The 26,036-nt window shown below is 65.4% G+C and carries 25 protein-coding genes and 1 pseudogene; 13 read left to right on the top strand and 13 right to left on the bottom strand.

The genetic code is table 11. From position 1 onward, the window contains the following. The first annotated feature begins 209 nt into the window (after positions 1–209). Positions 210–1,253: an LD-carboxypeptidase gene (locus ACK4S9_RS11830; RefSeq protein WP_409725776.1), complete on the top strand. Its 1,044-nt coding sequence runs from the start codon at positions 210–212 to the stop codon at positions 1,251–1,253. On the opposite strand, the gene ACK4S9_RS11835 is transcribed toward ACK4S9_RS11830, so the two are convergent. The 8 genes from ACK4S9_RS11835 to ACK4S9_RS11870 form a co-directional block, all read right to left on the bottom strand. Continuing rightward, a complete protein-coding gene (locus ACK4S9_RS11835; protein WP_409725778.1) occupies positions 1,254–2,324 on the bottom strand; it encodes an MORN repeat-containing protein in 1,071 nt (356 codons plus the stop codon). A 104-nt stretch (positions 2,325–2,428) separates the two neighbouring features. Further along, positions 2,429–2,962, bottom strand: coding sequence for an N-acetyltransferase family protein (locus tag ACK4S9_RS11840; RefSeq protein ID WP_409725780.1), 534 nt, complete (start codon positions 2,960–2,962; stop codon positions 2,429–2,431). Between the two features lie 8 nt (positions 2,963–2,970). Further along, a complete protein-coding gene (locus tag ACK4S9_RS11845) occupies positions 2,971–4,098 on the bottom strand; it encodes an acyl-CoA dehydrogenase family protein (protein WP_409725782.1) in 1,128 nt (375 codons plus the stop codon). A gap of 32 nt (positions 4,099–4,130) precedes the next feature. Beyond that, positions 4,131–4,799: an SDR family oxidoreductase gene (locus ACK4S9_RS11850; protein WP_409725784.1), complete on the bottom strand. Its 669-nt coding sequence runs from the start codon at positions 4,797–4,799 to the stop codon at positions 4,131–4,133. Between the two features lie 202 nt (positions 4,800–5,001). Continuing rightward, positions 5,002–6,201: an acetyl-CoA C-acyltransferase gene (locus tag ACK4S9_RS11855; RefSeq protein WP_409725786.1), complete on the bottom strand. Its 1,200-nt coding sequence runs from the start codon at positions 6,199–6,201 to the stop codon at positions 5,002–5,004. Next, positions 6,194–8,008: a bifunctional isocitrate dehydrogenase kinase/phosphatase gene (aceK, locus tag ACK4S9_RS11860; RefSeq protein WP_409725788.1), complete on the bottom strand. Its 1,815-nt coding sequence runs from the start codon at positions 8,006–8,008 to the stop codon at positions 6,194–6,196. The genes ACK4S9_RS11855 and aceK overlap by 8 nt, the downstream gene beginning before the upstream one ends. Positions 8,009–8,195: 187 nt before the next feature. Continuing rightward, positions 8,196–9,380, bottom strand: coding sequence for an isovaleryl-CoA dehydrogenase (locus ACK4S9_RS11865; protein ID WP_409725790.1), 1,185 nt, complete (start codon positions 9,378–9,380; stop codon positions 8,196–8,198). Between the two features lie 116 nt (positions 9,381–9,496). Further along, positions 9,497–9,898, bottom strand: a complete 402-nt coding sequence (locus ACK4S9_RS11870; RefSeq protein ID WP_409725792.1) for a MerR family transcriptional regulator — start codon at positions 9,896–9,898, stop codon at positions 9,497–9,499. Between the two features lie 118 nt (positions 9,899–10,016). On the opposite strand from ACK4S9_RS11870, the gene ACK4S9_RS11875 reads away from it, so the two are divergent. The 3 genes from ACK4S9_RS11875 to ACK4S9_RS11885 all read left to right on the top strand — a co-directional run bounded on the left by ACK4S9_RS11875 (position 10,017) and on the right by ACK4S9_RS11885 (position 12,048). Next, positions 10,017–11,069: an MBL fold metallo-hydrolase gene (locus tag ACK4S9_RS11875; protein WP_409725794.1), complete on the top strand. Its 1,053-nt coding sequence runs from the start codon at positions 10,017–10,019 to the stop codon at positions 11,067–11,069. A gap of 267 nt (positions 11,070–11,336) precedes the next feature. Then, positions 11,337–11,756 (top strand): hypothetical protein, encoded by a 420-nt coding sequence (locus ACK4S9_RS11880; protein WP_409725796.1) that lies wholly within the window; start codon positions 11,337–11,339, stop codon positions 11,754–11,756. A 118-nt stretch (positions 11,757–11,874) separates the two neighbouring features. Further along, positions 11,875–12,048 carry a hypothetical protein gene (locus tag ACK4S9_RS11885; protein WP_169728130.1) on the top strand — a complete coding sequence of 58 codons (174 nt, stop codon included), beginning with the start codon at positions 11,875–11,877 and terminating at the stop codon, positions 12,046–12,048. A 31-nt stretch (positions 12,049–12,079) separates the two neighbouring features. On the opposite strand, the gene ACK4S9_RS11890 is transcribed toward ACK4S9_RS11885, so the two are convergent. Next, a complete protein-coding gene (locus ACK4S9_RS11890; RefSeq protein ID WP_409725798.1) occupies positions 12,080–12,673 on the bottom strand; it encodes a UbiX family flavin prenyltransferase in 594 nt (197 codons plus the stop codon). Between the two features lie 4 nt (positions 12,674–12,677). Further along, complete coding sequence (gene grxD, locus ACK4S9_RS11895; RefSeq protein WP_285377407.1) at positions 12,678–12,992, bottom strand: Grx4 family monothiol glutaredoxin; 315 nt, start codon at positions 12,990–12,992, stop codon at positions 12,678–12,680. A gap of 165 nt (positions 12,993–13,157) precedes the next feature. Here grxD and ACK4S9_RS11900 point away from each other — a divergent pair, with 165 nt between their 5' ends. After that, positions 13,158–13,469, top strand: coding sequence for a hypothetical protein (locus tag ACK4S9_RS11900; RefSeq protein WP_409725801.1), 312 nt, complete (start codon positions 13,158–13,160; stop codon positions 13,467–13,469). 76 nt (positions 13,470–13,545) lie between these two features. Further along, complete coding sequence (locus tag ACK4S9_RS11905; protein ID WP_409725802.1) at positions 13,546–13,833, top strand: hypothetical protein; 288 nt, start codon at positions 13,546–13,548, stop codon at positions 13,831–13,833. 31 nt (positions 13,834–13,864) lie between these two features. Here ACK4S9_RS11905 and ACK4S9_RS11910 read toward each other — a convergent pair whose 3' ends face one another. Then, entirely contained in the window at positions 13,865–16,216 is a 2,352-nt protein-coding gene (locus tag ACK4S9_RS11910; RefSeq protein WP_409725804.1) for a Tex family protein, read from the bottom strand. 259 nt (positions 16,217–16,475) lie between these two features. Between ACK4S9_RS11910 and ACK4S9_RS11915 the strand changes: the two genes are divergently transcribed. The 4 genes from ACK4S9_RS11915 (at position 16,476) to ACK4S9_RS11930 (ending at position 22,564) form a co-directional block, all read left to right on the top strand. Next, complete coding sequence (locus tag ACK4S9_RS11915) at positions 16,476–19,610, top strand: DEAD/DEAH box helicase (RefSeq protein WP_409725806.1); 3,135 nt, start codon at positions 16,476–16,478, stop codon at positions 19,608–19,610. A gap of 168 nt (positions 19,611–19,778) precedes the next feature. Next, on the top strand, positions 19,779–21,764 hold the full coding sequence (locus ACK4S9_RS11920; protein ID WP_409725808.1) for a BCCT family transporter: 1,986 nt from the start codon (positions 19,779–19,781) through the stop codon (positions 21,762–21,764). 15 nt (positions 21,765–21,779) lie between these two features. Further along, the gene (locus ACK4S9_RS11925; RefSeq protein ID WP_409725810.1) at positions 21,780–22,292 is read left to right on the top strand and encodes a hypothetical protein; all 513 of its coding nucleotides are present in this window, start codon (positions 21,780–21,782) and stop codon (positions 22,290–22,292) included. A 2-nt stretch (positions 22,293–22,294) separates the two neighbouring features. Beyond that, entirely contained in the window at positions 22,295–22,564 is a 270-nt protein-coding gene (locus ACK4S9_RS11930) for a hypothetical protein (RefSeq protein ID WP_409725811.1), read from the top strand. Between the two features lie 52 nt (positions 22,565–22,616). Here ACK4S9_RS11930 and ACK4S9_RS11935 read toward each other — a convergent pair whose 3' ends face one another. Beyond that, positions 22,617–22,865 (bottom strand): DUF3297 family protein, encoded by a 249-nt coding sequence (locus tag ACK4S9_RS11935; RefSeq protein WP_281911386.1) that lies wholly within the window; start codon positions 22,863–22,865, stop codon positions 22,617–22,619. A 170-nt stretch (positions 22,866–23,035) separates the two neighbouring features. On the opposite strand from ACK4S9_RS11935, the gene ACK4S9_RS11940 reads away from it, so the two are divergent. The 3 genes from ACK4S9_RS11940 to ACK4S9_RS11950 all read left to right on the top strand — a co-directional run bounded on the left by ACK4S9_RS11940 (position 23,036) and on the right by ACK4S9_RS11950 (position 25,870). Continuing rightward, entirely contained in the window at positions 23,036–24,199 is a 1,164-nt protein-coding gene (locus tag ACK4S9_RS11940; protein ID WP_409725814.1) for an ATP-binding protein, read from the top strand. Positions 24,200–24,211: 12 nt separating this feature from the next. Next, on the top strand, positions 24,212–24,892 hold the full coding sequence (locus tag ACK4S9_RS11945; RefSeq protein ID WP_281911383.1) for a response regulator transcription factor: 681 nt from the start codon (positions 24,212–24,214) through the stop codon (positions 24,890–24,892). A gap of 267 nt (positions 24,893–25,159) precedes the next feature. Beyond that, positions 25,160–25,870 carry a transposase gene (locus tag ACK4S9_RS11950; protein ID WP_409725816.1) on the top strand — a complete coding sequence of 237 codons (711 nt, stop codon included), beginning with the start codon at positions 25,160–25,162 and terminating at the stop codon, positions 25,868–25,870. A 59-nt stretch (positions 25,871–25,929) separates the two neighbouring features. On the opposite strand, the pseudogene ACK4S9_RS11955 reads toward ACK4S9_RS11950, so the two are convergent. Continuing rightward, positions 25,930–26,036, bottom strand: a pseudogene (locus ACK4S9_RS11955) (IS1595 family transposase); the annotation flags it as partial.

A 26,036-nucleotide genomic window follows, 5' to 3' on the forward strand; every position in this document is an offset into this window, starting at 1 on the left:
CTACAGCGGCCCGTTGTCGATGGAGGCGCAAGCTTCCACGGCGCGGGCCGTTTTCTTTGGGTGCTTGAACAGACGATGCATTGTTCCACCCCGTACCCTTTGAGCCGTCATCCGGGCGAAGGCCGGGATCCAGTTCTGCGCGCGCACCGACAGCGCATGCAGAACTTGGGTCCCGGCCTTCGCCGGGACGACGTTAATGAAGGTCGCATATGAACATCAGCCGACGCGGCTTCGGCGCTTCCGTCGCAGCCGCTCTCTCCGCCCCCGGCCTGGCCGCCGCCGCCCCGCGGCGCTCCGCCAGGCGCCTCATCACACCCCCGCGCCTGCGCCCCGGTGACCTGGTCGGCCTGATCGCCCCCGGCGGCTACGCCGACGACCGCCTGATCGAGAAGGCCGTGCGCAATATCGAAGCCCTCGGCCTGCGCGTAAAAGTGGGCACTTACATCAGGGCCGTGCACGGCAACTATGCCGGCTCAAGCCAGCAGCGCCTGGCCGACCTGCATGCGATGTTCCTCGACCCCGAGGTCAAGATGATCTGGCCGATCCGCGGCGGCTCGGGCTGCATCTCGCTGCTGTCGAAACTCGACTACGGGATGATCCGCCGCCATCCGAAAATCCTGCTCGGCTACTCGGACATCACCGCGCTGCACCTGGCGATCTACAACAAAACCGGCCTGGTCACCTTCCACGGTCCGGTGGCCTCGTCGACGCTGGCCGACTACCCGCGCGAGCACATGATGGCGGTGCTGTGCGATCCTCAGCCCAGCTACACGATCCCGATGGCGCCGGAAAACGCCCTGAAGGCCGAGACCATGCCCCACTTCGGCATCCGCACCCTGACCTCGGGCACGGCCACCGGCCCGCTCCTGGGCGGCAACCTGTCGATCGTGGCGGCCCTGTGCGGCACGCCCTACGCGGCGGACTTCCGCGACGGCCTGCTGTTCCTGGAAGAGGTGGACGAGGCGCCCTACCGCCTGGACCGCTGGATGACCCAGCTCGATCTTTCCTTTGGTTTCGCCAACGCGGCCGGGGTCATGATGGGGATCTGCGAGGATTGCGCGCCGCAGGAGGGCAGGCGTTCGCTGAGCCTGGACGAGACTTTCGACCAGCACCTCAAGCCCCTGACCATTCCGGCGGTGACGGGCTATTCGATCGGCCACATCCGCCACCAGTTCACGCTGCCGGTGGGCGTGCGCGCCACCCTCGATACCGAGGCCCGGACGGTGACGCTGCTCGAACCGGCCGTTTCATGATCACTCACGACCGAAACTGAACCTGAGCGGGAAAATCATCGGGCAGGGCTTGCCGGCACACAGCGCCGGCTTGAAGCGCTGCATCATGGCGAGCATGGACAAGTAGCGGGCGAACTCGCGATGACTGACGCCGTAGGTGCTGGCGCTGGTCGGGACGCCGTCGGCGCCGACCGACACATGGAGCAGAACATCGCCGCGATAGTCGGTAAATTGGCCGTACAGCCCGGCGACTCCCTTGAAGAATGCGCGCGTGCCCTTGAGCGGATAGGGCGGTTCATCGCCGTCATCAAGGGCAGGGTACCAGTTCCGTACTTTCGCCTTCTGCGCGGGCGTCAGGGCTTCCCACGTGGCGTCCAGGGGTGTGAAACCGATGGCGACGTTGTGCAGCATGTTGGAGCCGGTGAGGGGCTGGTCGGCCTTCAGTCCGAAACGCTCGGGCTCGCCTTCGGGCGGCGGTGGCGGTGCGGCGCCGAGTGCACGACCGTCCCGGAACCCGCCGGCATACGTGCGGCCACCGTTGTAGACGATCTTTCCACTGCCGTGCATTTTCCCGTTGCGCCATTCGCCTTCATAGCTGCCGCCGAGGGCGAAGCTCGCCTTGCCGCGACCGTGGCGTTTGTCCGTCTGCCATTCGCCCTCGTAGGTGGAGCCGTCCACTGCAACGTACAGGCCGCTGCCTTCATGCAGCCCGTTCGCGACGCCGCCCTCGTACATGTCGCCGCTGGGGTACTTGAAGAAGCCGGTGCCATGCGGCATGCCCTGCCGGAAGGTACCGGTATAGATGCCGGCGCGGTAGGTCAGGGTGCCCGGGCCGGCGACTTCGCCACGGACGAGCACGGCCTCCAGCCGGCGTGTACCCTCGCCCTCGACATGCCATGTGAGTTCGCCCTTGCCGTCCGCATAGCCGTCCTTGCAGCCGCCGTACCAGACGACGTCACCTTTCGGGGCCGGCGCTAAGGGCGCAATGCGGCAATCGGGCTTGCCGAGGAAAGCGGCGGGCTCGGCAGCCCGCGCCGTCGCCGGGATGATCGAGCAGAGCAGCAGCACGTATGGCAGGCGCGTGATCGTCATGACTGGTCCTCGATGCGATGGTCGTGGCCGAAACGGGATCCAGTATGAAAAGAGAAGGCGGCGCTGGTCTGTCGCAGCTCAAACGAACGCCTGGCCGGCGGCGATCAGGCCAGTTGCAGGCTCATCGATACCGCGCCGACCGATTGTCCCTCGATGCGGTACAGGTCCGGCACTTCGCCGGTCTCGTGGAAGCCGCAGCGCACGTAGAGCGCGCGCGCCTTGTGGTTCTGCGACAGCACCTCCAGGTCGACCCAGGCGAAGCCGCCGGCGCGCGCCCAGGCCAGGGCTTCCCGCACCAGGCGCGTGCCAAGCCCCGCGCGGCGCAGGTTGTGGCGCACGCCCATGCCGAGCAGGATGCGGTGGGTCGATGCCGGCTCGGGCCGGCCGCGCAGGTCGATGTGGCCGGCGACCTGGCCGTTTTCGTCGAGCGCGATCCACACCTGGCGCCAGCCCGGCTGGCCGACCGGCGTCGCCATGCCGGCCGTGAAGCGTTCGCGCATGGCCGGCGGCACGCCGCCGGGCGTCGGCGCCATCGGCTGGAACAGCACGCCGTCGCGGCCGTTCTCCGCCAGCTGCTCGCCCAGGTAGGCGAACAGCGCCTGCAGGTCGGCTGCCCGGGCCGGACGGATCGAGAGCAAGGCCTGAGTCAAAGCGCGCGCGCGATCAGGATCTTCTGGATGTCGCTGGTGCCTTCATAGATCTGGCACACGCGCACGTCGCGGTAGATGCGCTCGACCGGGAAGTCTGCCACGTAGCCGTAGCCGCCGAACACCTGCATGGCGCTGGAGACCACGCGCTCGGCCATCTCGGAGGCGAACAGCTTGGCCATCGCGGCTTCCTTCAGGCAGGGCAGGCCGGCGTCCTTCATCGAGGCCGCATGCAGGATCAGCTGGCGCGCGGCCTCGATCTGCATCGCCATCTCTGCCAGGCGGAACTGCACCGACTGGTGCTCGAAGATCGGCTTGCCGAAGCTGGTCCGGTCTTTCGCATAGGCCAGCGCGGCCTCGTAGGCGGCGCGCGCCATGCCGACCGACTGCGAGGCGATGCCGATGCGGCCGCCCTCGAGACCCGACAGGGCGATCTTGTAGCCCATGCCTTCCTCGCCGATCAGGTTCTGCGCCGGGACGCGGCAATTGTCGAACACGATCTGCGCCGTGTCGGACGAATGCTGGCCCATCTTCTGTTCCAGGCCGGCGACGACATAGCCGGGCGTGTTCGTCTCGACCCAGAAGGCGCTGATGCCCTTCTTGCCGGCGGCTTTATCGGTGACGGCCATGACGATGGCCACGTCGCCGTACTTGCCGCTGGTGATGAACTGCTTGGTGCCGTTCAGGACATAATGGTCGCCGTCTTTCACGGCCGTGGTGCGCAGGGCCGACGCGTCGCTGCCGGTATGCGGTTCGGTCAGGGCAAAGGCGCCCAGCATCTCGCCCCGGGCCAGCGGGACCAGGTAGCGCTGTTTCTGTTCCTCGTTCGCGTACATCATGGCGATCGAGCAGACCGGGCAGTTGTTGACCGAGATGATGGTCGAGGTGCCGCCGTCGCCGGCCGCGATCTCTTCCAGCACCAGCGCCAGCGACACGTAGTCGAGGCCCGCGCCGCCGTACTGCTCGGGCACCGCGACGCCGAAGGCGCCCAGTCCGGCCAGTTCCTTCAGCTCGTCCTTCGGAAAATAGTGCTCGCGGTCCCAGCGCGCGGCGTTCGGGGCCAGGCGCTCCTGCGCGTAGCTGCGCAGGGCGTCGCGGATCATCTGGTGTTCTTCGCTCAGAATCATTGTGTCTCGTGTTTGTTATGCGTTATCTGGAATTACCACGGAATCGGGGTGCCGTCGTGGTTCAGGAAGGCGCCGTTGGACGATGCGTCCAGCTTGTCCAGGGTGGCGCGCAGGTCGCTCACGCTTTGCTCCACCGTCAAGGTGGCGCCACTGCCGCCCATGTCGGTCTGGACCCAGCCCGGGTGGAAGGACAGGCAGGTGACGCCTTGCGCGCCGTAGGTGATGGCGGCATCGGCCAGCACCGAGTTGAGCGCGGCCTTGCTGGCGCGGTACAGGGTGCCTTCGGTCGAGTTGCGCGCGCCGATCGACCCCATTTTTGACGACAGCACGGCGAGTTTACCGCGCGTGTCGGCCAGCAGCGGGCCGACGATCGGGATCAGGCGCATGGCCGACAGCACGTTGGTGCGCATGACCGTGTCGAATTCGGGGCCGGTCGGGAAGCTCGAGCCCGAAGGGCCGTAGACGCCGGCCACCAGCCAGGCCACGTCGATCTTCTCGTCGTCGAGCCGCCAGCCCAGCGCGGCGATCGAATCGGCGCTGGTGACGTCGAGCTGGTGGGCGGTCGCGCCCATCCGGGTCAGTTCGTCGCAGTCTTCCTGCTTGCGGGCGGTGGCGATCACGCGCCAGCCGTCCGCGCGGTATTGGCGCGCCATCTCGTGGCCGATGCCGCGCGAGGCGCCGATGATCAGGGCAGTGGGCATAGCAGCTCCTTGTGAATGGCTGTCGTAGGGTGGACGGTGTGTGATTCACGCCACTGGCCTGAATCACTGCCGTCCGCGCGTTCAACTATATCCGGCATATCGTTAACGCATCGGCCGTTTGAACGCGCGGTCGGCAGAGCCGACCACCCTACAATTCGTGATTAATACAGGCCAAATTGGCCGTATTAACCACATTTCGTCATCAAACCAGCTCGATTGCCATGGCAGTGGCTTCACCGCCGCCGATGCACAGCGATGCCACGCCGCGCTTTCCGCCGGTGCGCTTCAGCGCGCCCAGCAGGGTGACGATGATGCGCGCGCCCGAGGCGCCGATCGGGTGGCCCAGGGCGCAGGCGCCGCCGTGGATGTTGACCTTGCTGTGCGGGATGTCGAGGTCGCGCATGGCGGCCATCGGCACCGCGGCAAAGGCTTCGTTGATCTCGAACAGATCCACGTCGCCAGCCGTCCAGCCGGTCTTCTTGAACAGCTTCTGCATCGCGCCGATCGGGGCGGTGGTGAACAGGTTCGGTTCCTGCGCGTGCGTGGCGTGGCCGAGCACGCGGGCGATCGGGGCCAGGCCCAGCTCTTTCGCTTTCGATTCGCGCATCATCACCAGGGCGGCGGCGCCGTCGTTGATCGACGAGGACGAGGCGGCGGTCACGGTGCCGTCCTTCTTGAAGGCGGGCTTCAGGGACGGGATCTTGTCGACCTTGGCCTTCATCGGGCCTTCGTCCTTCTCGACCACCAGTTCGCCGGTGCGGGTGGCCACCGAGACCGGCGCCACTTCCCAGTTGAACCAGCCTTCGTTGTTGGCGGCCTGGGCGCGCTTGACCGATTCGATCGCGAAGTTGTCCTGGTCTTCGCGCGAGAACTGGTAAGTGGCCACGCACTCTTCGGCAAAGGTGCCCATCGAGCGGCCTTCGCCGGTCTTTTCGTTGCGCGAGTAGGCGTCTTCCAGGCCGTCGAGCATCATGTGGTCGAACATCGGCGCGTGGCCGATGCGGTAGCCGCCGCGCGCCTTCGGGATCAGGTAGGGCGCGTTGGTCATCGATTCCATGCCGCCCGCGACGACGATGTCGGCGCTGCCGGCGACCAGCTGGTCATGGGCGAAGATCGCGGCCTGCATCGCCGAGCCGCACATCTTGGAGAGAGTCACGGCGCCGGTCGACAGCGGCAGGCCGGCCTTGATCAGAGCCTGGCGCGCCGGGGCCTGGCCCTGGCCGGCCATCAGGCAGTTGCCGAAGTAGACGTGCTCGACGCTATTGGCGTCGACGCCGGCGCGCTCCACTGCGGCCTTGATCGCCACCGCGCCGAGGTCGCTCGCCGACTTCGACGAAAAATCGCCCTGGAAGGCGCCCATCGGGGTACGGGCGGCGCCAACGATAACGACTGGATCATTCATTGTGTAGGTTCTCCAAAATGGGTGGGGGTGGTGTGCTTGCGTCATGGGCGCAGAAACGGATCTGCTGGGGGTAAGGGAAGACGTCGTCGACGACGCCCGCCAGGATGCGGTCCTTGTGGGATTGCCAATACGCGCGGGTCAACAGCTCCGCGTGGTGCTTCATAAAATAGCGACGAATGGTCGGATTTCCAAGCAGGAAACGGCCGAACTGTTCCGGAAAGACGTCGTGCTTGCCGATCGGGTACCAGGGTTCCGATGCCATTTCGTCTTCTTCGTTGCGCGCTTCCGGAATGTCGCGGAAGTTGCAATCGGTGAGGTATTCGATCTCGTCGTAATCATAGAACACGACGCGGCCATGGCGGGTGACGCCGAAATTCTTGTACAGCATGTCGCCGGGGAAGATATTCGCGGCGACCAGGTCCTTGATCGCATTGCCGTATTCGATCACGCCGTGTTCGATGCGTTCCTCGTCGCCGGCAGCCTGGGCGTCGCCCAGGTAAATATTCAGCGGCACCATGCGGCGCTCGATGTAGAGGTGGCGCACGATGATGCGCTCGCCTTCGATCTCGACCAGCGAGGGCGCGAACTGCTTCAGCTCGTTTAATAACTCTTCCGAGAAGCGCGCCAGCGGGAAGGCGACGTCGGAATACTCGAGCGTGTCGGCCATGCGCCCGACCCGGTCGTGGTGCTTCACCAAGAGGTACTTTTCCTTGACCTGGGTGCGCGTGGTCTCTTTCGGCGGCGGATAGAAATCCTTGATCGCCTTGAACACATAGGGGAAGGACGGCAGCTCGAACACCAGCATCACCAGGCCGCGGATACCGGGTGCGATGCGGAACAGGTCGGAGCTGTGCTTCAGGTGCTGCAGGAAGTCGCGATAGAACAGGGTCTTGCCCTGCTTCTGCAGGCCCAGCACCGTGTAGATCTCGCTCCTCGGCTTGCGCGGCATCAGGCTGCGCAGGAAACTCACGTAGGCCGAAGGCACCTCCATGTCCACCAAAAAATAGGCGCGCGTAAAACTGAACAGCAGGGTGATGTGGTAGACGTCGAGCAGCACCGTGTCCAGCGCCAGCTTGCCCGCGCGGTCGTGCAGCACCGGGATCACGAAGGGGTAGCTGCGCGGACCGTTGATGACGCGGCCGACGAGGTAGGCGCCCTTGTTGCGGAAAAAAGGACTGGACAGCACCTGCAGTTGCAGGTTCGGCTCCGCCTGCGCCAGGCCGAAGGCCTCGCTTAGTCGCGCCTCGACGCTGGCGACGTCGCGCTCGAGGTCGGCGAAGGGCCGGTCGAACTGGAAGTTGGTGAGCACGCGGCGCAGGGCAGTGCTCAGGCCGTCGGCCGCCGGGTAGTAGACGCGGTAGGTCGGCAGCGGCTCCTCGGTCTCGATGTACTCGGTGGAGATCACCGGGCGCACGAAGATGTAGTCGTTATGGTAATAGCTGCGGTGCAGGATGATGCAGCTGACCGAGTTGAAGAAGGTTTCGGCCAGTTCCGGCTGCTTGTGGCCCGAGAGCAGGCCAATGTAGTGCAGCTTGGTTTCGCGCCAGACGCGGTCCGTCAGTTCCTCGGGCTCGTATTCGTCCTGCAGCACGTGGACGCATTCCTGCACGCGCTTGTCGTAGTAATCGATGCGTTCGCGCGCGGCCGCCTGCGCGGTGGCCCAGTCGGCGGTCTCGAAATGGCGCCGCGCGGCCTGGCTGGCCTGGCGGAACAGGCGGTAATGCTTGTCGAAGCCGTCCAGGATGGTGCGCGCGATGTCGAAGGCGATCTGGGAAGACAGCAGTTTGGGGAACGCTTGCTGGGTCATCGTTCGTCTCGCGCCTGGACCAGATAACGAATATTGTAGTGCAACGTAGCGTGGGCGGGGTCCATCGGGCCAGTGGCCTGATGGACGCCCACGCGGTGATAGTTGCTGCATGAGCGGCCGCACAGGCTGCAGCATCGAGATTTGACCGCGTGGGCGGGAGACCCGCCCACCCTACTATTACCTGGATTTACATCGTCTCGCCGAACAGCTCGCGCCCGATCAGCATGCGGCGGATCTCGCTGGTGCCGGCGCCGATTTCGTACAGCTTGGCGTCGCGCCACAGGCGGCCGACCGGGTACTCATTGATGTAGCCGTTGCCGCCCAGGGTCTGGATCGCTTCGCCGGCCATCCAGGTCGCCTTCTCGGCGCTGTACAGGATCGCGCCGGCGGCATCCTTGCGCAGGGCGCGCACCTGCTCCGGCGAGGTGGCGCGGTCGCAGGCCTGGCCCACAGCGTACACGTAGGCGCGGCAGGCCATCATGGTCGAATACATGTCGGCGATCTTGCCCTGCATGAGCTGGAACTCGCCGATCGCCTGGCCGAACTGCTTGCGCTCGTGGATGTACGGTACGACCGCGTCCATGCAGGCCGACATGATGCCCAGCGGACCGCCCGACAGCACGGTGCGCTCGAAGTCCAGGCCCGACATCAGGACGTTGACGCCCTTGCCGACGCCGCCCAGCACGTTCTCGACCGGCACTTCGCAGTCCTGGAACACCAGCTCGCCGGTGTGCGAGCCGCGCATGCCCAGCTTGTCGAGCTTCTGGGCGATCGAGAAACCTTTAAAACCTTTTTCGATCAGGAAGGCGGTCATGCCGCGCGGGCCGGCTTCCAGGTCGGTCTTGGCGTACACCACCAGGGTGTCGGCGTCCGGACCGTTGGTGATCCACATCTTGGTGCCGTTCAGGACGTAACGGTCGCCCTTCAGTTCGGCCTTGAGCTTCATGCTGACGACGTCGGAGCCGGCGTTCGGCTCGGACATGGCGAGCGCGCCCACGTGCTCGCCCGAGATCAGCTTGGGCAGGTACTTGCGCTTCTGCTCTTCGTTGCCGTTGCGCTTGATCTGGTTGACGCACAGGTTCGAGTGGGCGCCGTAGGACAGGCCGACCGAGGCCGAGGCGCGCGAGATTTCTTCCATGGCGACGATGTGCGCCAGGTAGCCCATGTTGGCGCCGCCGTATTCCTCGCCGACGGTGATGCCCAGCAGGCCCAGTTCGCCCATCTTCTTCCACAGGTCCATCGGGAACTGGTCGCTGCGGTCGATCTCGGCAGCGCGCGGTGCGATTTCGGCTTCCGCGAACTGTTGTACGGCTTCGCGCAGCGCGGCGATGTCTTCGCCATGGTCAAAGGTCAAGCCTGGGAGATGCAGCATTGTCGTCCTCATGAACGGTGGTTGAGCAGAATAAGGTGCATGATACTCGCCTCTTACGTTAACGTAAACGTCAACTAGAGGGCGAAAAAATGGGAGGGCTTGCCCTCCCGGATGCTTCAGGCAGCGTCCGTGCTTTCCGTGCTTTCCGCCAGCAGGCGGCGGCATTCTTCCTCATGGGCGGAAATTTCCTCAAGCGCCATCTCGATGTCGGCACGCTGCTGTTCCAGCGTCACGCGCTGGTGCGCCAGTACCCCGAGGAAGCGCTCGATCTGGGCCACGGTGTCGCGTGGCGACTCATACATATCGACGATGCTCTTGATTTCCGACAGGGTCAGCCCGAGGCGCTTGCCGCGCAGGGTCAGTTTCAGGCGGGTGCGGTCGCGCGGGGTGTAGACGCGGTTGCGCCCGCCCACGCCTTCGCGCTTGGGACTGAGCAGGCCCTGGTCTTCATAGAAGCGGATGGCGCGGGCAGTGATGTCGAATTCGCGGGCCAGTTCGGCGATGGTGTAGGTAACCATGGTGGGCAAGGGAAGCAAAACACGGAATGGCTTACAATCGATGTCTGCGCATTTTCCGTTTACGTTAACGTTAACGCATTGTAGCGCGCCCGCTTGTCGACGAATACGAAAGTTTTCCATGAATCCGCTCGAAGCCCAGCTCGATTATCCCTTTGGCGACACCATCCCGGCAGCGGGCACGGTGCATGAACTAGCGCCGGGGCTGGCCTGGATCCGCATGCCGCTGCCCTTCGCGCTCGACCACATCAATCTGTGGCTGCTGCGGGACGAGCAGGAAGGGCGCGACGGCTGGAGCGTGGTCGACTGCGGCGCCGCGACCGACGCCACCCGCGCGGCATGGGAGCAAGTGCTGGCCGAGGGCCTGCGCGGCGCCCCCCTGCTGCGGGTGTTCGCCACCCATTGCCATCCGGACCACGTCGGCCTGTCGGGCTGGCTGAGCGATCGCTTCGAGGCGCCGTTCTGGACCACCGCCGGGGAGTTCGCCTTCGCCCGCATGATGGCGGCGGCGCTGCCGGGCGTCGACGGCCCCTCGGCCATCCCGCACTTCGAACGCCATGGCCTGGTCGATCCAGGCATGCTGGAGCAGATGCGCAGCCGCCGCAACTACTATCCGTCCCTGGTGCCGGCGGTGCCGCAAGCGTACACCCGCCTGCAGGACGGCGACCTGGTCGAGACCGGCGGCAGGAGTTGGCGCGTGATCACCGGCTTCGGTCATTCGCCGGAACACGCCTCGCTGTATTCCGAGGAGCTGAAGGTCCTGATTTCCGGCGACATGGTGCTGCCCCGAATTTCGACCAACGTCTCGGTATTCGCGGTCGAGCCGGAAGGCAACCCGCTGGAACTCTATCTGCAGTCGCTGAAAAAGTTCACAAACTTGCCTGAGGACACGCTTGTCCTGCCTTCGCATGGCAAGCCTTTCCGCGGCCTGCATACCCGTATTTCCCAGCTACATGATCACCATGCAGCCCGGCTGGCCGAAGTACTGGCAGCCTGTGTCGAGCCGAAGTCGGCCGTCGACATCGTCCCCCTGATGTTCCGCCGCCAGCTCGATGCCCACCAGCTCAGTTTCGCTCTGGGTGAAGCGCTGGCCCATCTGCATAAACTATGGCGTGACGGGATGCTGCGCCGTAGCAAGGATAGCGACGGCATCATCCGCTTCCGTCTGGCCTGAGCTTCCACGCAGCGCCGATGGCGTTGCTCATATGTATATTTGTTGCGCGCAATCGTGCGGCAATGTCATACTTTTTCCTTTAGGATATATTGTCGATTCCCCAAATGGGGAATTGCGGGTAATATTTCTTATTCGTAAAACCTGTAAATTCTATTAAATAATCACATCTTTGTTACTTTTTAAAGGTATGATTGTCGTTGAGGCTTCTCAGCAATAGAACGCCCGGCCGTCTCGACTGGCCATCCGCACATCAAAGTAAGCATTGCAATGAATTCAACCAATGAACGGGAGAGCTTCAGTGAGCGCCTGCAGCAAGCGCTGAAGAACGCCCACTATTCCCCCGATAGCCCCACCCGCCTCGCGAGGGAATTCAATATCCGTTTCGAAGGCCGTCCGATCACCGTCCATGCCGCGCGCAAGTGGCTGGTGGGCGAAGCCATTCCGACCCAGGAAAAGCTGCGCATGATCGCCCAGTGGCTGGGCGTGCCCGCCGACTGGCTGCGTTTCGGCGGCGCCGAACATGCCGCTGCCGGCACGGACGCCAATGGCGGCAGCGCCCGCTTCGAATCGGCCGACGTGAAGCTGATTGCAGATTTGCAACGCCTGGACGAGCACCATCGCCAGCTGGCGCGCGAGTTCATCCGCATGCTGGTCAGGATGAACCACCAGAAGCCCAAGCAAAAATAATTTCGCAACTGCACTTTTCGTGATGTCAGAACGGCACAAAACGCCGGAGCTGGTTCATAATCTGTCCAGTGGCGAGCGGATCCGCCGTCACCGGGTCACGTCAAGGAGCAGCTGCCGTATGCGAAACAACTACGCCAACACCGCCCAGCTCAAGGAACTGATGACCGCACCGCCGATGACGGCGGCGCGCCATGCCGAGGTGATGCGACAACGCAATGCCCGGCGGCGGATGCTCGAGGAAGCGCGCGAGGCGAAAAAGGCCGACGAGCCGTTCGACGGCGACAAGCGCTGAACAGGCCGGCGGCAAGCCGGCACAGCGGGATTCAGCGGTCCTGCGCGTCTTTCATGCCGCCCCAGCGCGGGGCATGGGCGTTGTCGAGCCCGAGGAGGTCGACCGCCCGGTCGACGGTGTGCTCGACCATTTCTTCGATCGTCGCCGGACGGTGATAAAAGCTCGGCAGGGGCGGAAACACGATGCCGCCCATCTCGGTCACGGCCGTCATATTGCGCAGGTGCGCCAGGTTGAAGGGCGTCTCGCGCACCATCAGCACCAGCTTGCGCCTTTCCTTCAGCATCACGTCCGCGGCGCGCGTGACCAGGTTGTCCGACAGGCCATGGGCGACGGCCGCCAGGGTTTTCATCGAACAGGGAGCGATCACCATGCCGTCGGTCTGGAACGAGCCGCTGGCGATCGAGGCGCCGATGTCGCGGTTGCGGTGGACGACGTGGGCCAGGCTTTCCGCGTCACGCCGCTGCAGGCCGAGTTCCTGGTGCAGGGTGAGGGAGGCGGCGTCGGAAACCACCAGGTGGGTCTCGACGCCGGGCGTCGCGTGCAGCCGCCGCAGCAGCTGCACGCCATACGTCGCGCCGGTCGCGCCGGTGATGGCGACGATGATCCGACGCGGACGGGCGGCCATTGAATCAGCCGTTCTTCAGCAGGGTCTGCAGTTCGCCCGATTCGTACATCTCGTTCATGATGTCGGTGCCGCCGATGAATTCGCCGCGCACGTAGAGTTGCGGGATGGTCGGCCAGTTCGAGTAATCCTTGATGCCCTGGCGGACTTCCGCGTCCTCGAGCACGTTGACGGTGGCGATGTTGTCGACACCGCAGGCTTTCAGGATCTGGATGGCGCGGCCCGAGAAGCCGCATTGCGGGAATTGCGCGGTTCCCTTCATGAACAGCACGACCGGGGTGTTGGTCACGGTGTCTTTGATCCAGGTTTGAACGTCGCTCATGTGTGTGCCTTCAGTGGGAATGGATAAGATGCCGTCATTTTATAAGAATTCGGCAGGGCGGGCACGGGCCCAGGCCGCGTTCTTCCGCCTGGCGTGACAATCGGCGGATTTTTGCCGAAAAATCCCCGCTATGATGGGCTTTCATGCCACTCGAACGGGTATACCATGAGCGCCTACCGGGGTTTCGCCTCCATGCCGTCGCCGCTGCTGTGGATCATGACGGTGTTTTTCTTCGTTCCGGGTCTGTACGACGTGGCGACCGGAACCTTCCAGCAACCGCTGGAAGACCTCATGCTCGACGTTGCCGAACTGATCACCGGCGTCTTCCTGCTGTACTGCGCCGTGCAGGCTTACCGCGACCGCCGCTCCACGCTCGCGTCGCGCCGCACGACCATGGTCGGCTACGCCTGCTTCGGCCTGTTCTGCCTGTGTTTCGCGGTGAAGGTGGGTGCGACCGCGATGCGCGTCCTCGGCTGACGCGGCCGGCGTTTTTCGCCCGTGGGCGGAGCGGGGCTGGTATGATCGCGCGGATTCCTTTCGTCCGGCACGCATCATGCAACAGACACCCAAACGCTCTCCATCGGCCAACGCCAACTTCGCCATCGGCGCCCTGCTGGGCATTCCCGGCCTGATCAACCTCGTCGAGGGGCTGATGGGCCTGGGCGTCGGCCGCCTCCTGTGCGGCATCGCCGCCCTCGGCTACGGCCTGCTGCTGGTGCGCGAAGGACTGCACATCAAGAAGACGGGACGCCCGGGCCTGCCGCAAAAGCGCATGATCCTGGTCGGCTTCGGCTTCCTGAGCGTCTACATGGTCGGGCTGTTCCTCAAGCACGCGGGCTGACCGGCCCGGCGGCCGTCCCGCCCGGGCAGCCTTACTTCTTCAGCTTGGCAAAAGCCGCGGCCATCGCGCCGCCGGCGCTCGGCGCCGGTTTTTCCTGGCGCTGATGCTGGGCCAGGCGCTTGCCGTCGTTGCGGTCGCCGCGCTGTTCCGGACGCGCGCCCGGCTGCGGCGCGCTGTCGCTCAAGCGCATGGTGAGGGCGATGCGCTTGCGCTTGACGTCCACTTCCAGCACTTTCACCTTCACCACCTGGCCGGCCTTGACAACCGTGTGCGGGTCCTTCACAAACGTGTTCGACAGCGCCGAGATGTGCACCAGGCCATCCTGGTGCACGCCGATGTCCACGAAAGCCCCGAAGGCGGCCACGTTGGTCACCACGCCTTCCAGGATCATGTCCGGGCGCAGGTCCGAGATTGCTTCCACGCCTTCCTTGAAGGTCGCGGTAGTGAATTCCGGACGCGGGTCGCGGCCCGGCTTTTCCAGTTCCTTCAGGATGTCGCTCACGGTCGGCACGCCGAACTTGTCGTCGGCGTACTTGGCGGGATTGAGCGACTTGATCAGCGCGCCGTCGCCGATCACCGACTTCATGTCGCGCTTGATGTCCGCCAGGATCTTCTCGACCACCGGATAGGATTCCGGGTGGACCGCCGAGGCGTCCAGCGGGTTCTCGCCGTTCATCACGCGCAGGAAGCCCGCCGCCTGTTCGAAGGTCTTGTCGCCCAGGCGCGGCACCTTCTTCAAGGCCGCGCGCGAAGCGAACGCGCCCTGCATGTCGCGGTAGTTCACGATGCTTTGCGCCACGCTGCCAGATAAACCCGACACCCGCGCCAGCAGCGGCGCCGAGGCGGTGTTCACGTCCACGCCCACCGCGTTCACGCAATCCTCGACCACCGCGTCGAGCGAGCGCGCCAACTGCGTCTGCGACACGTCGTGCTGGTACTGGCCGACGCCGATCGATTTCGGGTCGATCTTGACCAGTTCCGCCAGCGGGTCCTGCAGGCGGCGTGCGATCGAGACCGCGCCGCGCAGCGACACGTCCAGCTCCGGCAGCTCGCGCGAGGCGAACTCGGACGCCGAGTACACCGAGGCGCCGGCCTCCGACACGACGATCTTGGTCAGCTTGAGTTCCGGGCGCAGTTTGATCAGGTCCGCGGCCAGCTTGTCGGTCTCGCGCGAGGCGGTGCCGTTGCCGATCGAGATCAGCGACACATTGTGCTTGGCCGCCAGTTGGCCGAGGACGTGCAGGGCGCCGTCCCAGTCGTTGCGCGGCTGGTGCGGGTAAACCGTGGCGGTGTCGACCACCTTGCCGGTCGGGTCGACCACCGCCACCTTGACGCCGGTGCGCAGGCCCGGGTCCAGGCCCATGGTGGCGCGCGGGCCTGCCGGCGCGGCCAGCAGCAGCGCCTTCAGGTTGCGGGCGAAGACCTGGATGGCGTCGAGTTCGGCCTTCTCGCGCAGCGCGCCCATCAGCTCGGTCTCGATGTACATGAAGCTCTTCACGCGCCAGGTCCAGCGCGCGGTATCGAGCAGCCACTTGTCGGCCGGACGCCCGAGCGCCTTGATGCCGAAGGCGGCGCAGATGCGGCTCTCGCAGGGATTGTGCGGCGCGTCCCACTTCGGTTTTTCCGGTTCCGAATCCAGGCGCAGGCTCACGTCCAGCACGCCCTCGCGGCGGCCGCGCATCAAGGCCAGCGCACGGTGCGACGGGATGGTGGACAGGGTTTCGGAATAGTCGAAGTAGTCGGCGAACTTTTCGCCTTCATCTTCTTTTCCGGCGACCACCTTCGATTCGACCACGCCGTGCTCGCGCACGTATTCGCGCAGCGACTGCAGCAGGGCGGCGTCTTCGGCGAAGCGCTCCATCAGGATCTGGCGCGCGCCGTCCAGGGCCGCCTTCGTATCCGGCACGCCCGGGTTGGCGCCGCCGTCCGCATTGGTGAAGGCGTCGACCAGGTAGCCGGCCGCCACTTCGTCCGGATTCAGGCCCGGGTCGTTCAGCAAGGCCTCGGCCAGCGGCGCCAGGCCCGCTTCGATCGCGATCTGCGCCTTGGTGCGGCGCTTCTGCTTGTAGGGCAGGTACAGGTCCTCCAGGCGGGTCTTGTCCTCGGCATGTGCGATCGCGTTCAGCAGCTCCGGCGTCATCTTGTTCTGCTCCGTGATCGACGCGATGATCGCCGCGCGCCGGTCTTCGAGCTCGCGCAGGTAGCGCAGGCGCTCTTCCAGGAGGCGCAGCTGGGTGTCGTCGAGGCCACCGGTGGCTTCCTTGCGGTAGCGCGCGATGAAGGGCACGGTGGCGCCCTCGTCGAGCAGGGCGACGGCGGCGGCCACCTGGGCCGGTTTGGCGGACAATTCGAGGGCGAGGCGTTGTTCGATGGATGGCAGCATGGTGCGGTGTCGTGCGCGATGTCGTACGCGCGTGTCTCTAAAAGGTCAAGCGAACAATGATACGCAAACGCGAGCGATACACCAGTCTTGACAGCGTCACTTGAACATGCGAGAACAGTCGGCTGCGCATCGTAATACGCATGCACCCGCGTGGTGCGGAGATGTTTTGTCCGCTACGTGCGATTCCGAACAAAACGGAAGCGTCCGTATGAAGGATAATGTTCGTTATTGTCGTTTTTAATACAGACACACGAGACCCATGCACACAGTCGATGATCAACGCGAGAACGCGACCGACGCACCCGCAGCAGCACCTGCCGTCGCCCGCGCTCCCGCACGCGCTCCCGCCCTGCCCGCACCGGTGGTGAGCTGGCTGCAAAGGGTCGAGGCGGCGGCGCACCCGCAGCCCAAGCTGACCGACGAGGTCGCCGATCCGAAGGCCGTGCAGTACAAGTTCGTCTACGTGATGGCCCCGACCAGCGGCGGCCGCCATGTCGCCATCTGCCTGTGCAAGGCGCGCCTGCGCCCGAACGGCGACGTCGCCGCCGCCAGTCCGGTGAGCGAAGTGTTCTCGCTGCTTTCGGCGCCCCCCGCCTATCTTGAAGGCGACGACGTCGACCTGGTGCGCTTCTTCATCGCCATGCGCAGCGGTTCGGCCCAGGGCACCAGCGCCACCGAACCGAAAGGTAAAGTAGGCGCGATCCTGCTGCAGATGCTTCTGGAACAAGGCAAGCTGCTGTGGGCGAACTCGTGGTCCGACATGGCCGGTGGCCTGGTCTATCCGCTGCAGGCCGGCCCGACCCGCCTGGCCAGCCTGGCCTGGCGCGACGAGGGCCGCGTGGCCAAGCTCGGATGGTCGGTGGAACCGGCCAACGGCGCCACCCACAGCGGGGCCGACCTGATCGACTACATGCTGCCGACCGACCCGCCGTGGTACATCGACAACCTGTCGATCGGCCCGCTCGAACTCAATCGCGGCGGCATCGACATCTCGCTGGCCGAGCTGCAGGCCCTGGTGGCCCAGGCCCCGGCCCTCTCGGGCACCGACAAGAAGCGCGTCTCGCAACTGCTGCTGGCGCACGGCCTGCAACAGCTGATGCCGCTGCCGCAGCCGCTCACCCAGCGCCTGAGGAACGACGTCAAGCCGATCCCGCACCTGCTGCTCGATTCGGTGCAGCTGTCCGACGGCGGCACGCCGCGCTGGCACGACTTCGCCGTGCTGGCCTTCGATTACGACGGCCAGCGCGTATCCTTCGACCCGGCCCAGCGCGTGGTGCGCCAGATCGGCGACGTCACCGAGGTCATCGAACGCGATCCGAAGGCCGAAGCCGCGGCGCTGAACAAACTCAACGAGATAGCCTTCCGCAAGCCCGCCACCGCGCCCTTCAACGCCATGGCCGGCGCCCTGGTGCTGGACAGCCAGGCGCACTGGCTGCGCTTCGCCGAGAACGACCTGGACGCGCTGTCCGACGCCGGCTGGCACGTGCAGAAGTCGGCCAAGTACCGCTACGACGTGGTGCCGGTCGAAGACTGGTATGCCGACATCGACGAACCCGAGGAAGCGGGCAATGCCTGGTTCGAGCTCGAACTGGGCATCGTGGTGGCGCGCAAGCGCGTGCCGCTGCTGCCGGTGCTGGTGCAGCTGATCCGCAGCGCCCCCGCCGACTTCGATCCGGCCGTGCTGGCCGCGCATGCCGAGGCCGACCAGATGCTGGCCACGCTGCCGGACGGCGCGCGCGTGGCGCTGCCCTGGGGCCGCCTGAAGCCCATCCTCGCCACGCTCGGCGAGCTGTACTTCAACGACAAGATCAAGGGCCGCATGCGCATGTCCACGCTGGACGCGGCGCGCCTGGAAGACCTGGCGCGCGGCCTCGAGCTGCGCTGGACCGGCGGCGAGCGCCTGCGCGAGACCGGCCGCAAGCTGAGCCAGTTCGGGGCGGTCAAGAAGGTCGAGGCCCCCAAGGGCCTGCAGGCTACCCTGCGCGACTACCAGCTCGACGGCCTGTCGTGGATGCAGTTCCTGCGCGAATACGACCTCGGCGGCATCCTGGCCGACGACATGGGTCTCGGCAAGACCGTTCAGACCCTGGCCCACATCCTCACCGAGAAGGAAGCGGGCCGTCTCACCAGCCCGGCCCTGGTGATCGCGCCGACCAGCCTGATGACCAACTGGTTCGACGAAGCCGCGCGCTTCGCCCCGAGCCTGAAGGTGCTGCTCCTGCAGGGCAAGGAGCGCATGGAGCTGTTCGACCAGATCGACAGCGCCGACATCGTGCTGACCACCTATGCGCTGCTGCCGCGCGACGAGGAAAAGCTGCGTGAGCACCACTATCACCTGGTGATCCTGGACGAATCGCACTACATCAAGAACACCCGCTCCAAGGCGGCGCAAACGGCCGGCTCGCTCAATGCGCGCCATCGCCTGTGCCTGTCCGGCACGCCCTTGGAAAACCACCTGGGCGAGCTGTGGTCGCAGTTCCACTTCCTGCTGCCGGGCCTGCTGGGCGACGAGAAGACCTTCAACAACCAGTTCCGCCACCCGATCGAACGCCAGGACGACTCGGTGCGCCGCACCCTGCTGAGCCGCCGCATCAAGCCCTTCCTGCTGCGCCGGACCAAGGACCACGTGGCCAAGGAGCTGCCGGAGAAGACCGAGATGGTGCGCCGGATCGAGCTGTCGGGTGCGCAGCGCGACCTGTACGAGACCGTGCGCCTGGCGATGGACAAGAAGGTGCGCGATGAGATCGACCGCAAGGGGGTGGCGCGCAGCCAGATCGTCATCCTGGAAGCGCTGCTCAAGCTGCGCCAGGTCTGCTGCGACCCGCGCCTGGTGAAAGTCATGCCGGGCAAGAAGAACACGGCGGCGGTGTCGGCCAAGCTGACCGACCTGATGCAGATGGTCGAAGACCTGCTGCAGGAAGGCCGCAAGATCCTGGTGTTCTCGCAGTTCACCAGCATGCTGTTCCTCATTGAGGAGGAACTGGCCGCGCGCGGCATCCACTACGCGCTGCTCACCGGCGAGACGCGCGACCGTTCGGCCCAGGTGGCCGCCTTCCAGCAGGGCGCGGTGCCGATCTTCCTGATCAGCCTGAAGGCCGGCGGCGTGGGCCTGAACCTCACCGCGGCCGATACCGTGATCCACTACGACCCGTGGTGGAACCCGGCGGCCGAGAACCAGGCCACCGACCGCGCATGGCGCATCGGGCAGGACAAGCCGGTGTTCGTGTACAAGCTGATCGCCAAGGGCACGCTGGAAGAAAAGATCCAGCTGCTGCAGCAGAAGAAGTCCGAGCTGGCGCAGTCGATCCTGTCGGAAGGCGAATCGCAGAAGATGGCGCTGACGCAGGAAGACCTGCAGGCGATCTTCGCCCCGCTGGACGACGGGGCGGGCTGATCCTCACCCTGGCGATCCGGTAAGCGCATGGATCGCCGTTCATTGCTTGCCCCATCCCATCGTGTCCGCAATCGGACGCGAGGGTCTCGCACGCCAATGCTAGACTTTCCCTGAGCGCGGAAGTCTTGCTCATCCTGCTTCGCCGGAAATCTGGAGGAATGCCAAACGATGACTGATCCTGTGCTGAAGGAAGCCGCCGCTCCGGGCCCTCGCCCGAAGATGCAGGTCAATCCTCCCGTCTTCTTCGTGTCGGCCGGGCTGATCCTGGCCTTTGCCCTGCTCGGGGCGCTGTTCCCGCAGCGCACCGGCGACGTCTTTGCGATGCTCCAGGCCGGCATCGTGCGCGATTTCGGCTGGTTCTATATCCTGGCCGTCGCCATCTTCCTGATCTTCGTGCTGTTCCTGATGATGAGCCGCTATGGCGACGTCAAGCTCGGACCGGACGATAGCGAGCCGGAGTACAGCTACATTTCCTGGTTCGCCATGCTGTTCAGCGCTGGAATGGGCATCGGCCTGCTGTTCTTCGGGGTCGCCGAACCGGTCCAGCACTACGCGCTGCCGCCGGTGGGCGAGGGGCGCACCATCGATTCGGCGCGCGAGGCCATGGTGCTGACCTTCTTCCACTGGGGCGTCCATGCCTGGGCGATCTACATCATCATCGGACTGGCGCTGGCCTATTTCGCGTTCCGGCGCGGCCTGCCGCTCACGCTGCGTTCGAGCCTGTTTCCACTGATCGGCACGCGCATCCATGGTCCGATCGGCCACGCCATCGACATCTTCGCGGTGCTGGGCACGATGTTCGGGGTCGCGACCTCGCTGGGCTTCGGCGTGCTGCAGGTGAATGCCGGCTTTTCCCACCTGTTCGGCATGCCGGTCAACCCCACGGTCCAGGTCTTGCTGATCGCCGTCATCACCGGCATGGCGACGCTGTCGGTCTTCATGGGACTCGACAAGGGCGTCAAGCGCCTGTCCGAGCTCAATATCGTCCTGGCGATCGTCTTGCTCATCTTCGTGCTGGCGGTGGGCTCGACGGTGTTCCTGCTGCAGGCCTTCGTCCAGAACATCGGCGCCTACCTGGGCGCGGTCGTGCAGCGCACCTTCCGGATGTACGCCTACGAACCGAACGCCTGGCTGGGCGACTGGACGCTGTTCTACTGGGGCTGGTGGATTTCCTGGTCGCCCTTCGTGGGCATGTTCATCGCCCGCATTTCGCGCGGGCGCACGATCCGCGAATTCATCACCGGCGTGCTACTGGTGCCGGTGCTGTTCACCTTCCTGTGGATGACCGTGTTCGGCAACACCGCCATCGCGCTCGACCTCGGCGGCGCAGCCCCGATCGCGCAGACGGTGACCGACAATCTTCCTGTGGCGCTGTTCGAAGTCCTGGCGCAACTGCCGTTCTCCGTGATCGCGTCGGGCCTGGCCACGGTGCTGGTCATTACCTTCTTCGTGACCTCGGCCGATTCCGGCGCGCTGGTGATCGACATGATCACCTCCGGCGCGGCGCCGCACTCGCCGGTCTGGCAGCGCGTCTTCTGGGCAGTCTGCGCCGGCGTCGTGGCCGCCGTGCTGCTGCTGGCCGGAGGATTGCAGGCGCTCCAGACCGCCGCGCTCGCCAGCGCGCTGCCGTTCGCGGCCATCATGCTGTTCATCTGCTACGGCCTGCTGCGCGCCCTGCAGACGGAAAAGCTGGGTTCCCCGATGGACTTGTCGGTCGACGCCAGCGCGCCGGCCGACGCAGGGCTGAGCTGGCAGCAGCGCCTGGCCAGCATCACCAACTTCTACGACAGGCAGCAGATCGCAGCCTTCCTCGACGGCACGGCACGTCCCGCACTGGATGCGGTCGCTGCGCAGATGCGCGAGAGCGGCTTCGAACCGGAAGTGTCCACTACCCAGGACCGGCTCGACCTGGACGTGCCGCACGGCGACCGTGGCGTGTTCCGCTACACGATCCGCGCGCGCAGCTTCCGCTCGCCCAGCTTTGCCTGGGCCGAGAGCGAGGCACCTGATCCGCGAAGCCGGCACTATCGCGCCATGGCCACTAGCTCGGAAGGCGACCAGGCGCACGACGTGACCGGCTACACGCGCGAGCAACTGATCAACGATCTCCTGAAACGCTATACGCGTTTCCGACATGTGCGGCGGCTCCCCTGACCGGTCGGGTCCAGCATGCGCCGCATCACCCAATTGCATCTGGAGCATATCCAGGCCCTGTTCCTCAACGAACGCTCGCGCCGTGAGGGGATACGCGGTAGCCTCAGCACTCCGGTGGCCGCCATCTCCTTTGCGGTATTCGCCTTCAGCAGTCTCTCGGTCGAGGTGGATCCGGCGCGCTGGCGCCAGTTGCCCACGCTCCTGATTTTCCTGCTCGGGGCCGCGGCGGCGGTCGCGCTGTTCGCCTCGGCCTGGCAGGTGCTGATGGCGGAATGGTTGTTCGTCTACCATGAGCCGCCCCGCCTCGTCGACCTGCTCGACGATGACGTGTTCCACAGCGAGGATGAGGAAGAACAGCACGTCCGGAACGTCCTCGCAGCCAGCTATGCCGTCGCGTACGAGCAATACCTCAAGGGCAATGCGATGAGTGCGCGCCGCCGAACCTGGGCACTTCGGCTGATCCTGCTGTCCTTGCTGTTGCAGGCGCTGGCCTTCGTGTTCCTGCCCTTTCATCGCGCAGGGTGGTGAGGATGGGGATCCTGGACAAATGGTTCACGAGGCGCCGCGGCATGCCGCGCTTCGACGGGCTGGCGCCGCGGGTCCAGCGCCGCCTGGTCCCGGTATGCCAGGAATTGAACGAGGCCGAAGATGAGCTGGCCACGCGCCTGGGCTTGCCGCGGGCGCCACGGCTGCTGCTGGTGGACGAGGAGGAAGCCGTCATCCTCACACCGGAGGAGCGCGCCGGGATATGCCGGCGCGACGGCGACGCCGGCCCACACCAGCCGATGCGCGCGCCATGAAAAAGGGCGGCTGGTCTGGACCAGCCGCCCCGTCGTTTCAGGTCAATACAAATTACTTGTAATAAGCCTCGACCTTGCCCTTCAGCTTGATCAGCATCGGCTTGCCCTTGCGGTCGAGCGTACGGCCGGCGGCAACCTTGATCCAGCCTTCGCTCATGCAATACTCTTCCACGTCGTGGCGGTCCTTGTCGTTGAAGCGGATGCCGATCTCGCGCTGGAAGACGTCGCGGTTATGAAAAGGGCTGCTCGGGTCGATCGAGAGCCGGTCCGGGAGTGGGGGGAGGGTAGCGGTATCGTTCATAGACGCGAATTATCCATCAACTGCGCGCGCCGTGGCGCATTTTTCATCGTGTCGACAGTGCGATCGCGTGCTTGCCCGGGCACGGCTGGGACCTCGCCTGTACAAGGAGGCGCCAGCAACGATATACTGGGTGACAACGTTCATTGTCCCATCGATAACAGAAAGTGCCCATGACCCGTAGCGCGGCTGCTGCTCCCCCTGCTCCGGCCAGTCCGGAGCGCCATGACGGCGGTGCTGCCGGCATTGCCGGTATCGATCATCATTTCCGCACCATCGCCGAACTGGCCGGCGACATCGCTTTCAGCATCGACCTGCCCGCGCACACGCTGCGCTACCTGAGCCCGGCATTTTCCGCCTTGCTGGGCCACGAGGCCGGCGCGCTGCAGGCCGCGATCGCCGGCAGCGGCGCACAGGAAGCGCTGGGCGCGCTCGGCATGCACCTGGCCGCGCACGGCGAGCTCGCGCCAGGCGAGCGCCGCGTGCAGGAAGTCGACGTGCGCCACGCGGACGGCCATCCGGTCGGCCTGCAGGTGCTCGGCACGGTGGTGCGCAACGACGACGGCAGCCGTTCGCTGGTGGGACTGCTGCGCGACCTGTCGGCGCAGCGCGCCCACCTGGCCGACCAGCGCCGTTTCGCAAGCATGCTGAACCACGAATTCCGCACGCCGCTGGCGACCATCGACGGCGCGATCCAGCGCCTGGAAGCGACCGCGCAGGGCGCCGACGAAACGGTGCGCCAGCGCTATCGCAAGATCGCGGTCGCGGCCGATCGCCTGATCGCGATGCTCGACGAATACCTGTCGCCGGACCGCATGGCCGCCATCGGCAAGGTGCGCCAGCCGAACACGATCGCCGCGCGCGACTTGCTGGACGCCGGCGTGAAGCAGTTGCGCGAAGCGGGCCGCGAAGCGATCGTCGAGGCGGACGACTTGACGCTGGGCCTGCGCGGCGAACCCGAGGGCTTGCGGCTGGCGCTGAAGGTCCTGGTCGACAATGCCCTGCTGTTCTCGCCGGCCGGCAGCAAGGTGACGCTGGGCGCGCGCCGCAGCGGCAGCGGGGTCGAGTTCATGGTGCGCGACGAGGGCGCCGGCGTCCCGCCGGAAGATGTTCCCTGCATATTCGACAAAGGCTATCGCGGCAGCAATGCCGCCGGCCTGCCGGGCAGCGGCCTGGGCTTGTATATGGCGCAATCGATCGTCGACGTCCATGGAGGCATGCTGCGCCTGGGCGACGAGGCCAGCGAATTCCGGCTTTGGCTACCCGCCCTGGATGTTAGCGGGCAACAACAGCTTGCCTCATCCTCTCTCAACAGTGATAATCGGACCGATCATTAACCTGACCAATCCATGACGCAGATACTGATTGTTGAAGACAATGGCGAATATGCCGACGACATGGCCGAGTTCCTGCGGGAACTGGACCACGACGTCACGATCGCCAAGACCGCGAGCGAGATGTGGGCGGCGCTGACGCGCACGCCGGCAGCGGTCGTCGTGCTCGACCTCGGCCTGCCGGACGAGGATGGCTTCAACGTCATTCCGCGGATGCGCCAGCTGTACCCGGAGATCGGCCTCCTGGTGCTGACCGGCCGGGTCGCCTTCGACCACCGCATCCTCGGGCTGCGCCTGGGGGCCGACCACTACCTGACCAAACCGATCAAGTTCCCGGAACTGGCAGCGCACATCGAGGCCCTGGACCGCCGCGTGCGTCCGGCCGACCCGGCGCCGGCGCCGAGCAAGTGGACCCTGCGCGTGAGCGCGCGCCAGCTCGAACTGGGCGGCAAGATGATCGACCTGACCGAAAAGGAGTGCAACTTCCTGCACCTCCTGACCATCAACACCCGTCCGGTGCCGCGCCAGGTGATCGTCGCCGGCATGGGCGGCGAAGACCCCGACGCCAGCCGCCGGGTCGACATGCTGGTCTACCGCCTGCGCAAGAAGGCCCGTTCCGGCCTCGGCCAGGACCTGCCGCTGCGCAGCGCCTATGGCGAAGGCTATAGCCTCTCCGCCGGCTTTACGCTGGCCTGACGCCGGCGCCTTTCCCGCGATTGTTCGGTCCAGGACGGCATTCCTGCCGTCTGTCGCATGGCGCCCCTCCGGCGCCTTTGCCGCTCGCTACACTGCGTCTGCGTCTTGCCTATCCAGCAAAGTTGTTGGAACCGCTTCCCCTGCTGAAGTCGGCAGCCGGGTAGTAATTCGGGACAGAGTCGGGCGCTTTTTAGCTGGCCGCACAATTAAATGGGGACAGAGTGATGCTTCTGGGCTACAATCGCTGCTCGACCCGAGTATGCGACCATGGCACGCCTTCCCCGACTCATCATCCCGCAGCAGCCGCACCATATCATCCAGCGCGGCAACAACCGCCAGCCGATCTTCCGCGACGACGAGGACTGCCGGCGCTTCCTCGCCTGGCTGAAGGAAGCCGCACGCTTCTACGAGGTGGCCATCCACGCCTATGTGCTGATGCCCAACCACCTGCACCTGCTGGCCACGCCTTCCAACGAGACCGGGCTGGCGCTGATGATGCAGAAGGTCGGCCGCTTCTACGTTCCCTGGTTCAACAACAAGTATGCGCGCACGGGCGGCCTGTTCGAAGGGCGCTTCCGTACCTCGCTGGTCGATACCGAGCAGTATTTCCTGGCCTGCAGCCGCTACATCGAGCTCAATCCGGTGCGCGCCGGGCTGGCGGCGGCGCCCGTCGACTATCCATGGTCGAGCTACGCCCACCATGCCGGCGTGCGCACCGATGGCCTCGTCACCGACCATTTGCTGTATTGGGGCCTGGGAAACACGCCCTTCCAGCGCGAAGCCGCCTATACCGAACTGGTCATGCAGGGCATCGCGCAGGAAGAGGTGGACTTCGTGACCGCCTCGGTGCTGAAGAACCAGCCTCTGGGTTCGGACGCCTTCAAGGCCGAGCTCGAGCGCCGCACCAAGCGGCAAATCCTGCCGGCCAAGCGCGGGCGGCCGTTCCGGGAACCGATCCCGCCGCTGCCGCAAGTATAAACAAGCGGTAACCGATCAAGGGCACGATGATTCGTGTCCTTTTTTTGGCGCTGTTCTCGTTAGATGTGGAAGATGCCGATTGCCGCTCTCAGGAAGCGCTCGGGCGATGCGATCCGTTCCCCATCGAGCGCCCAGCGCCAGCCGAGGTAGTTGGGCAGGTAGCGCG

This window comes from Massilia sp. (assembly GCF_046293535.1).
Taxonomy (GTDB): Bacteria; Pseudomonadota; Gammaproteobacteria; order Burkholderiales; family Burkholderiaceae_D; genus Telluria.